General features: G+C 58.2%; 6 protein-coding genes. 5 read left to right on the top strand and 1 reads right to left on the bottom strand.

Annotated elements, in window-relative coordinates:
- The 4 genes from ACP2AU_RS10225 to greA all read left to right on the top strand — a co-directional run.
- A partial coding sequence (locus ACP2AU_RS10225) for a hypothetical protein (protein ID WP_426376036.1) occupies positions 1-234 on the top strand: 234 nt, incomplete at its 5' end.
- A 58-nt stretch (positions 235-292) separates the two neighbouring features.
- Complete coding sequence (gene carA / locus ACP2AU_RS10220; protein ID WP_426376034.1) at positions 293-1423, top strand: glutamine-hydrolyzing carbamoyl-phosphate synthase small subunit; 1131 nt, start codon at positions 293-295, stop codon at positions 1421-1423.
- Positions 1424-1505: 82 nt separating this feature from the next.
- Positions 1506-4724, top strand: coding sequence for a carbamoyl-phosphate synthase large subunit (gene carB / locus ACP2AU_RS10215; protein ID WP_426376032.1), 3219 nt, complete (start codon positions 1506-1508; stop codon positions 4722-4724).
- Positions 4725-4728: 4 nt separating this feature from the next.
- Complete coding sequence (gene greA, locus ACP2AU_RS10210; RefSeq protein WP_426376031.1) at positions 4729-5208, top strand: transcription elongation factor GreA; 480 nt, start codon at positions 4729-4731, stop codon at positions 5206-5208.
- A 74-nt stretch (positions 5209-5282) separates the two neighbouring features.
- Here greA and yhbY read toward each other — a convergent pair whose 3' ends face one another.
- Positions 5283-5591 (bottom strand): ribosome assembly RNA-binding protein YhbY, encoded by a 309-nt coding sequence (yhbY, locus tag ACP2AU_RS10205; RefSeq protein ID WP_426376030.1) that lies wholly within the window; start codon positions 5589-5591, stop codon positions 5283-5285.
- A 279-nt stretch (positions 5592-5870) separates the two neighbouring features.
- On the opposite strand from yhbY, the gene ftsH reads away from it, so the two are divergent.
- A complete protein-coding gene (gene ftsH, locus ACP2AU_RS10200; RefSeq protein WP_426376029.1) occupies positions 5871-7814 on the top strand; it encodes an ATP-dependent zinc metalloprotease FtsH in 1944 nt (647 codons plus the stop codon).
- The last annotated feature ends 33 nt before the right edge of the window (positions 7815-7847 follow it).

The following is a 7847-nucleotide window of genomic DNA, read 5'->3' as shown; positions in this document are numbered from 1 at the left end:
GAGGCCATGGATGGCCGGAGAGAAGCGCACAGGGAAGTGCTTGTAGCGGTTTCCGGAGAACAGGCCCGCACCATCGACCGGAGCTTGGAGATATTGGTATGGGCAATTCGGCGTGGACAAAAACCGCCAAAATCGCTTACAATAATGCGGTTTGACTGCACCAAGCGTACCTTTGAAAAGTTTATAAGAAAGCGGGACCGGGTTTTTACCCTGTCTCGCTTTTTTGCAACCTGAATATGCGCTTGCGTTCCTGTTCGTGACGAACTTACGCCACTCGATGAGGATACAAGCCTTGAGCACACCAGCAATCCTTGCACTCGCAGACGGAAGCCTCTTCTACGGCACTGCCATCGGCGCAGACGGAGAAACCAGCGGCGAGGTGGTGTTCAACACCGCCATGACCGGCTATCAGGAAATCCTGACCGACCCGTCCTACTCCCGTCAGCTCGTTACCCTCACGTATCCGCACATTGGCAACACCGGAGTTAACGAGGAAGACGTAGAATCCGACCGCATTCACGCCGCCGGACTGATCATCAGGGATCTCCCGTTGCTTGCCAGTTGCTGGCGGAGCCAGGACAGCCTTGATCATTACCTGCGAAGCAACAACATTGTTGGTATTGCCGACATTGATACCCGCCGCCTGACCCGCATTCTGCGGAACAAAGGCTCCCAGAGTGGAGCGATTGTTGCCGGTGAAAACGCCACTGCCGAACGCGCCCTGGAGTTGGCCGGCGCTTTCCCCGGGTTGAAGGGTATGGACCTGGCCAAAGAGGTGACCTGCACGGAAACCTACCAGTGGAACCAGACTGAGTGGAATCTGGCCGAAGGTTACGGTGAGCGTGACAACGCCAGGTTCAAAGTCGTTGCCTGGGACTACGGCGTGAAATTCAATATTCTGAGAATGCTGGCGGCCCGGGGTTGCGATCTCACCGTAGTGCCGGCCCAAACACCGGCTTCTGAGGTGTTGGCCATGAATCCGGACGGCATATTCCTGTCCAACGGCCCGGGCGACCCGGAGCCCTGCGACTACGCCATCACCGCCATCAAGGAAGTGCTGGAAACCGACATTCCGGTGTTTGGCATCTGCCTCGGTCACCAGTTGCTGGCTCTGGCCAGTGGCGCCAAGACCATGAAGATGGGTCACGGCCACCACGGCGCCAACCATCCGGTGCAGGATATCGCCGAGGGCACGGTCATGATCACCAGCCAGAACCACGGGTTTGCGGTGGATGAAGACACATTGCCCGCTAACGTTGAAGCCACCCACAAGTCCCTGTTCGACGGCACTCTGCAGGGTATCCGTCGCACAGACAAGTCTGCCTACAGCTTCCAGGGACACCCGGAAGCCAGTCCGGGCCCGCACGATGTGGCACCGTTGTTTGACGAGTTTATCCAGCTGATGGAAAGCCGATCTGCCTGAGGGCAAGGCCATCGCAGATAGCTCACCGGCGCAGACCATCGCGCTGCCAGAATTCAAAAGTTGCTGACAGGTTGACCAAGACATGCCAAAACGTACCGACATCCAAAGCATCCTGATCCTGGGCGCAGGCCCCATTGTGATCGGGCAGGCGTGCGAATTCGACTACTCCGGAGCCCAGGCCTGTAAGGCGCTGCGCGAAGAGGGTTACCGGGTAATCCTGGTGAACTCGAATCCGGCGACGATCATGACCGACCCGGTGATGGCGGATGCCACCTACATCGAGCCGATCACCTGGAAGACCGTCGAGAAAATCATCGAGAAAGAAAAGCCGGATGCCCTGCTGCCCACCATGGGCGGGCAGACCGCGCTCAACTGTGCGCTGGATCTGGAAAAACACGGCGTACTGGAAAAGCACGGCGTGGAAATGATCGGCGCTAATGCCGACACCATCGACAAAGCCGAAGACCGCGACCGCTTCGACAAGGCCATGAAGAAAATCGGTCTGGAGTGCCCGCGGGCCACCATCGCCCATTCCATGGACGAAGCCTGGAAAGTGGCTGACGATATTGGCTTCCCGTGTATCATCCGCCCGTCCTTCACCATGGGCGGTTCCGGCGGCGGTATTGCTTACAACCGCGACGAATTCGAAGAAATCTGTACCCGCGGTCTGGACCTGTCCCCGACCAACGAGCTGCTGATCGACGAATCGCTGATTGGCTGGAAAGAGTACGAGATGGAGGTGGTGCGCGACAAAGCGGACAACTGCATCATCGTCTGCGCCATCGAGAACTTCGATGCCATGGGCGTGCACACCGGCGACTCCATCACTGTGGCCCCGGCCCAGACCCTGACCGACAAGGAATACCAGATCATGCGGAACGCCTCCCTGGCGGTTCTGCGTGAGATTGGTGTGGAAACCGGCGGCTCCAACGTGCAGTTCGGCATCAATCCGGACACTGGGCGCATGGTTGTTATCGAAATGAACCCGCGGGTGTCCCGTTCCTCGGCGCTGGCGTCCAAGGCCACCGGCTTCCCGATCGCCAAGGTGGCGGCCAAACTGGCGGTAGGTTATACCCTGGACGAGCTGCAGAACGAGATTACCGGTGGTGTTACGCCGGCTTCGTTTGAGCCGTCCATCGACTACGTGGTCACCAAGATTCCCCGGTTCACCTTCGAGAAGTTCCCTCAGGCCGACGCCCGTCTGACCACCCAGATGAAATCCGTGGGTGAAGTGATGGCCATCGGCCGGACCTTCCAGGAATCGCTGCAGAAAGCCCTGCGCGGCCTGGAAGTGGGCTCCGAAGGCTTTGACGAGAAACTGGAAGATCTCAGTTCCCAGGACTCCCAGGAAACCCTGACCCGTGAACTGAACGTGCCCGGTGCCGAGCGTATCTGGTATATCGGTGACGCCTTCCGGGCTGGGCTGACCGTGGATGACCTGCATCAGCATACCCACGTAGACCCCTGGTATCTGGTACAGATCGAGGACTTGATCAAGGAAGAGCAGGCGCTGAAGAGTGCTGGCAAGGCCGATATTGACCAGGCCACCCTGTTCCGGCTCAAGCGCAAGGGCTTTTCTGACGCACGGCTGGCCAAACTGCTGGGCATCTCCGAGGTGAGCCTGCGCAAGCTGCGCCACGATCTGGATATCCGCCCGGTGTACAAGCGCGTGGATACCTGCGCTGCCGAGTTTGCCTCCGACACCGCCTATATGTACTCCACCTATGAGGAAGAGTGCGAGTCGGATGCCAGCGATCGAGAGAAGATCGTGGTGATCGGCGGCGGGCCCAACCGGATCGGCCAGGGCATCGAATTCGACTACTGCTGTGTGCACGCGGCCCTGGCCATGCGTGAAGACGGCTACGAAACCATCATGATCAACTGTAACCCGGAGACCGTGTCCACCGACTACGACACCTCCGACCGGTTGTACTTCGAGCCGATTACCCTGGAAGACGTGCTGGAAATCATTCACGTCGAGAAGCCCAAGGGCGTGATTGTCCAGTACGGCGGCCAGACCCCGCTGAAACTGGCCCGTGGCCTGGAAGCGGCCGGCGTGCCGATCATCGGCACCAGCCCGGACGCCATCGACCGTGCCGAGGATCGTGAGCGGTTCCAGCAGATGATCACCCGTCTGGGTTTGAAGCAGCCGGAAAACGCCACCGTGCGCAGTCACGAGGAAGGCATTCTGGCAGCCCGGGAAATCGGCTACCCACTGGTGGTGCGGCCGTCTTATGTCCTGGGTGGGCGCGCCATGGAAATCGTTTACGATGAGACCGAGTTGGTGCGTTATATGCGCAACGCGGTGCTGGTCTCCAACGACAGTCCGGTATTGCTGGACCATTTCCTGAATGCCGCTATTGAAGTGGATATCGACGCCATCTGCGACGGCACGGATGTGGTGATTGGTGGTATCATGCAGCATATCGAGCAGGCCGGAGTTCACTCGGGTGACTCGGCGTGTTCCCTCCCGCCCTACAGCCTCAGTAAAGATGTGCAAGACCAGATGCGCGATGCCGTTAAAAAGATGGCGATCGAACTGGATGTGATCGGGCTGATGAACGTGCAGTTGGCGTATCAGGACGGCGAGATCTATGTGATCGAGGTGAATCCGCGGGCCTCACGGACTGTTCCCTTTGTGTCGAAGGCGATTGGTGCGTCCCTGGCTGCGGTTGCCGCACGGGTTATGTCGGGCAAGAGCCTGAAGGAACTGAACTTCACGCAGGAAATTGTGCCGTCTTACTACGCGGTGAAAGAGTCCGTATTCCCGTTCAACAAGTTCCCGGCGGTAGACCCGATTCTCGGGCCGGAAATGAAGTCCACAGGTGAGGTGATGGGGCTGGGTGACAGCTTCGATGAAGCCTTCGCGAAAGCGGCCCTGGCCGTTGGTGAGCGATTGCCGGCTCAGGGCGTCGCTTTCATGTCGGTACGCGATGTGGATAAGCCGGGCGCTGCCAGTGTGGCGCGTGACCTGGTAGAGGCCGGGTTCAGGATTGTTGCCACCACCGGCACCGCCAAGGCGCTGGAAGCCGAGGGCATTGCCGTTGAGCGGGTGAACAAGGTGCGTGAGGGGCGGCCCCACATCGTTGACCTTATCAAGAACGGCCAGGTTCAGTTAATCATTAACACCACTGAGGGGCGCAAGGCGATTTCCGACTCGGCGCAGATCCGCCAGTCTGCCTTGCAGACCAAAGTAACCTACACAACCACACTGGCGGGTGGCGAAGCCCTCTGCCGGGCCATCAAGTTTGGCCCGGAACGCACGGTTCGCCGTCTCCAGGAACTACACGCAGGAAAGTAAGGCTATGGCTGACAGAGTACCTATGACCAAGGCGGGCGAAGACCGTCTGCGCGAGGAGCTGAAAAAGCTGAAGTCCGAGGATCGGCCGCGAGTGATTGCCGCCATTGCCGATGCCCGTGAGCACGGCGATCTGAAGGAGAACGCGGAATATCATGCCGCTCGCGAGCAGCAGAGCTTTATCGAGGGGCGCATCCAGGAGATCGAGGGCAAGCTGTCGTCGGCGCAGGTCATCGACGTAACCACCATGGAAAACACCGGCAAGGTGATCTTTGGTACAACCGTGCATCTGATTAACGTCGATACCGACGAAGAGGTGTGCTATCAGATCGTGGGTGAGGATGAGGCGGACATCAAGGCTGGCAAGCTGTCGGTGTCGTCTCCGATTGCGCGGGCCCTGGTGGGTAAGCACGTCGATGACGTGGTGGCAGTGCGTATCCCTTCGGGCACGGTGGAGTACGAGATTTCCGAAGTGGAATACATCTGACTTTGCGGTGAGAGAGAAGTTTAAAAAGCCGGCGCTGGAATACCAGCGCCGGCTTTTTTATCGCCTTGAACCGCTCATTGGTTGCGAAGCAGGTTCGACAGCTTGGGGTTCGGTTTTTTCGCCCGGCGAAGAATCACGGCAATTTTTCCAATGCTTTGTACCAGTTCGGCGCCAGAGGCTTCACACAATGCCTGAATTGCCTCCTGGCGCACTTCGCGATCCTGGCTGGCGACTTTGATTTTGATCAGTTCATGGTCGTTCAGGGCGCGCTCCAGTTCCTCCTGAAGCCCCTCAGACAGGCCCTTGTCGCCAACAATAATAACGGGCTTGAGGTTGTGGGCAATGGCCCGGTATTCCCGGCGCTGTTCCGGTGAAAGACTCATGATGTAATCTCTTAATTGGTGCAATTAACAAAAGGTCAGCGGTGTAGCCGCTGGCAACGTCGTATAATTGCCTGATTGTAACAGATCCCCGGTCCCGACAAATGGCCGTATTCACTTACAGGAGGTGTTGTAATTCAGTTCACAGCCTCCAATATAAGTAATATCGCGATCAGGTCCCGGATGCGCTGTTTCTGGTTTACCGGCGTACAATTGGTGTAAGGTGTCGAAAAGGGTTGATGCTCTTGTGGCGCCAATCCTGCAATTCACAGGTGATGATCCTTGAACGATATGGCAAAAAATCTGGTTCTCTGGCTAATCATAGCCGCCGTTCTGTTGATGGTGTTTCAGAATTTCTCTCCCACCACCACCGGACAGCAAGTTAATTATTCTCAGTTTGTCGAGATGGTCCAGCAGGGCCAGGTGCAGCAGGTCACGATTGATGGCTTGCAGGTGCAGGGTGTCCGTAATGACGGCTCTCAGTTCCAGAGCGTCCGGCCCCAGGTATCTGACAACAAGCTGATGGACGACCTACTCGCCAACAACGTAGAGGTGATCGGTAAGGAGCCGGAGCGCCAGAGCCTGTGGACGCAGCTGCTCGTGGCCGCGTTTCCGATATTGATCATTATTGCTCTGTTTGTGTTCTTCATGCGCCAGATGCAGGGCGGCGGAGGCGGCAAAGGCCCGATGTCGTTCGGCAAGAGCAAGGCCCGTCTGATGAGCGAAGATCAGATCAAGACAACCTTCTCGGATGTGGCGGGTGTTGATGAGGCCAAAGAAGACGTAAAGGAGCTGGTCGACTTCCTGCGCGACCCCAGCAAGTTCCAGCGCCTGGGCGGCCGCATTCCGAGGGGCGTATTGATGGTGGGGCCGCCGGGTACCGGTAAGACCCTGCTGGCCAAAGCCATTGCCGGTGAGGCAAAGGTACCCTTCTTCTCGATTTCCGGTTCGGACTTCGTGGAAATGTTTGTCGGGGTCGGCGCATCGCGGGTACGCGATATGTTCGAGCAGGCGAAAAAGCAAAGCCCCTGCATCATCTTCATCGATGAGATCGACGCCGTGGGTCGGCACCGGGGTGCTGGTATGGGTGGCGGCCACGATGAGCGCGAGCAGACCCTGAATCAGCTCCTGGTCGAAATGGACGGTTTCGAGGGCAATGAAGGCGTTATCGTTATTGCCGCAACCAACCGTCCGGATGTGCTGGACCCGGCCTTGTTGCGTCCGGGACGGTTTGACCGTCAGGTGGTGGTGAGTTTGCCGGACATCATTGGTCGCGAGCAGATCCTCAAGGTGCACATGAAGAAAGTGCCCCTGGCCGATGGCATTGATCCGGGTGTGATCGCCCGAGGAACACCGGGCTTCTCCGGTGCCGATCTTGCCAACCTGGTGAACGAAGCCGCGCTGTTTGCAGCTCGCCGTAATCAGCGGCTGGTTTCCATGGAAGAACTGGAGTTGGCCAAAGACAAGATCATGATGGGTGCCGAGCGCAAGTCCATGGTGATGAGTGAGAAAGAAAAGCGGAATACCGCCTATCACGAATCGGGCCATGCGATTGTCGGGCGGCTGATGCCCGAGCACGACCCGGTTTACAAGGTCAGTATCATTCCGCGCGGGCGGGCACTGGGTGTCACCATGTTCCTGCCGGAGGAAGACAAGTACAGTCATTCCAAGCGTTACCTGACCAGTTCAATCTGCAGCTTGTTCGGTGGTCGTATTGCCGAAGAGCTGACCCTGGGCTTTGAGGGTGTGACTACAGGCGCGTCGAATGACATCGAGCGTGCCACCAGTCTGGCCCGGAACATGGTTACCCGGTGGGGTCTGTCCGAGAAACTGGGGCCACTGCAGTACGATACCGATAGCGAAGAGCCGTTCCTGGGCCGGTCTGCGGGACAAGCTCATACCGTGTACTCCCCGGAAACCGCTCAGCGTATTGACGAAGAGGTCAGAAACATCATCGACTCGTGCTATGAGTCGGCCAAGCAAATCCTGGTGGATAACCGGGACAAGCTGGACATGATGGCCGAGGCCCTGATGAAGTACGAAACCATCGATCGTTATCAGATTGATGACATCATGGCTGGCAATGAGCCCCGGCCCCCGAAAAATTGGGGTGGCAACGGCCCAACTGGCGGTGTGGCGGCCGAAGAGCCCGAGCCGGCTCCAAAGCCTCAGGGCGATGATGACGGGCGCCAGCCCGGTGTCGGTCGCCCGGCTGGCGAGCACTGACCGGCCATCTCTTAATGAAGAAAGTGACGCCGC

The organism is Marinobacter sp. VGCF2001 (assembly GCF_049943275.1).
GTDB lineage: Bacteria > Pseudomonadota > Gammaproteobacteria > Pseudomonadales > Oleiphilaceae > Marinobacter.
Note: the sequence above shows the minus strand (reverse complement) of the source record. Positions and strands in the feature narration are given on the sequence as shown.

Bases quoted from the DNA above. Each gene is read 5' to 3' on its own strand.
- yhbY (WP_426376030.1), bottom strand. From the start codon at position 5,591: ATGAGTCTTTCACCGGAACAGCGCCGGGAATACCGGGCCATTGCCCAC.
- greA (WP_426376031.1), top strand. From the start codon at position 4,729: ATGGCTGACAGAGTACCTATGACCAAGGCGGGCGAAGACCGTCTGCGC.
- carB (WP_426376032.1), top strand. From the start codon at position 1,506: ATGCCAAAACGTACCGACATCCAAAGCATCCTGATCCTGGGCGCAGGC.